Annotated in this window: 1 rRNA gene (only partly in view); it reads right to left on the bottom strand. The window is 57.6% G+C overall.

The annotated features are described in order from the left end of the window. A 23S ribosomal RNA gene (locus EV562_RS34895) occupies nucleotides 1-1,728 on the bottom strand; it reaches 1,497 nt to the left of the window's first position. Between the last annotated feature and the right edge of the window lie 51 nt (nucleotides 1,729-1,779).

The following is a 1,779-nucleotide window of genomic DNA, read 5'->3' as shown; positions in this document are numbered from 1 at the left end:
TGAGCGGCGGATTTACCTACCACTCGGCCTACACCCTTACCCCGGGACAACCACCGCCCGGGATGGACTACCTTCCTGCGTCACCCCATCACTCACCTACTACAGGTCTGGACCGTCGGCTCCACCACTCCCCCTCACTCCGAAGAGATCAGGGGCGGCTTCACGGACTTAGCATCGCCTGGTTCGATGTTTGACGCTTCACAGCGGGTACCGGAATATCAACCGGTTATCCATCGACTACGCCTGTCGGCCTCGCCTTAGGTCCCGACTTACCCTGGGCAGATCAGCTTGACCCAGGAACCCTTAGTCAATCGGCGCAAACGTTTCTCACGTTTGTATCGCTACTCATGCCTGCATTCTCACTCGTGAACCGTCCACAACTCGCTTCCGCGGCTGCTTCACCCGGCACACGACGCTCCCCTACCCATCACGATCCCCGTTGGGGGTATATATCGCAATGACACGACTTCGGCGGTACGCTTGAGCCCCGCTACATTGTCGGCGCGGAATCACTAGACCAGTGAGCTATTACGCACTCTTTCAAGGGTGGCTGCTTCTAAGCCAACCTCCTGGTTGTCTGTGCGACTCCACATCCTTTCCCACTTAGCGTACGCTTAGGGGCCTTAGTCGATGCTCTGGGCTGTTTCCCTCTCGACCATGGAGCTTATCCCCCACAGTCTCACTGCCGCGCTCTCACTTACCGGCATTCGGAGTTTGGCTAAGGTCAGTAACCCGGTAGGGCCCATCGCCTATCCAGTGCTCTACCTCCGGCAAGAAACACACGACGCTGCACCTAAATGCATTTCGGGGAGAACCAGCTATCACGGAGTTTGATTGGCCTTTCACCCCTAACCACAGGTCATCCCCCAGGTTTTCAACCCTGGTGGGTTCGGTCCTCCACGACCTCTTACAGCCGCTTCAACCTGCCCATGGCTAGATCACTCCGCTTCGGGTCTTGAGCGTGCTACTGAAACGCCCTGTTCGGACTCGCTTTCGCTACGGCTTCCCCACCCGGGTTAACCTCGCAACACACCGCAAACTCGCAGGCTCATTCTTCAAAAGGCACGCAGTCACGAGACACCAAGCAAGCTTGATGTCCGACGCTCCCACGGCTTGTAGGCACACGGTTTCAGGTACTATTTCACTCCGCTCCCGCGGTACTTTTCACCATTCCCTCACGGTACTATCCGCTATCGGTCACCAGGGAATATTTAGGCTTAGCGGGTGGTCCCGCCAGATTCACACGGGATTTCTCGGGCCCCGTGCTACTTGGGTGTCTCTCAAACGAGCCGCTGATGTTTCGACTACGGGGGTCTTACCCTCTACGCCGGACCTTTCGCATGTCCTTCGCCTACATCAACGGTTTCTGACTCGTCCTGTTGCCGGCAGACAACAGAAGAGAGATCCCACAACCCCGCACACGCAACCCCTGCCGGGTCTCACACGTATACGGTTTGGCCTCATCCGGTTTCGCTCGCCACTACTCCCGGAATCACGGTTGTTTTCTCTTCCTGCGGGTACTGAGATGTTTCACTTCCCCGCGTTCCCTCCACACTGCCTATGTGTTCAGCAGCGGGTGACAGCCCATGACGACTGCCGGGTTTCCCCATTCGGACACCCCCGGATCAAAGCCTGGTTGACGACTCCCCGGGGCCTATCGTGGCCTCCCACGTCCTTCATCGGTTCCTGGTGCCAAGGCATCCACCGTGCGCCCTTAAAAACTTGGCCACAGATGCTCGCGTCCACTGTGCAGTTCTCAAACAACGACCAACCACCCAT

It is taken from the genome of Streptomyces sp. BK208, assembly GCF_004364245.1.
In the GTDB taxonomy this organism is placed as follows: Bacteria; Actinomycetota; Actinomycetes; order Streptomycetales; family Streptomycetaceae; genus Streptomyces.
This window is presented reverse-complemented; position numbering and strand designations above follow the sequence as displayed.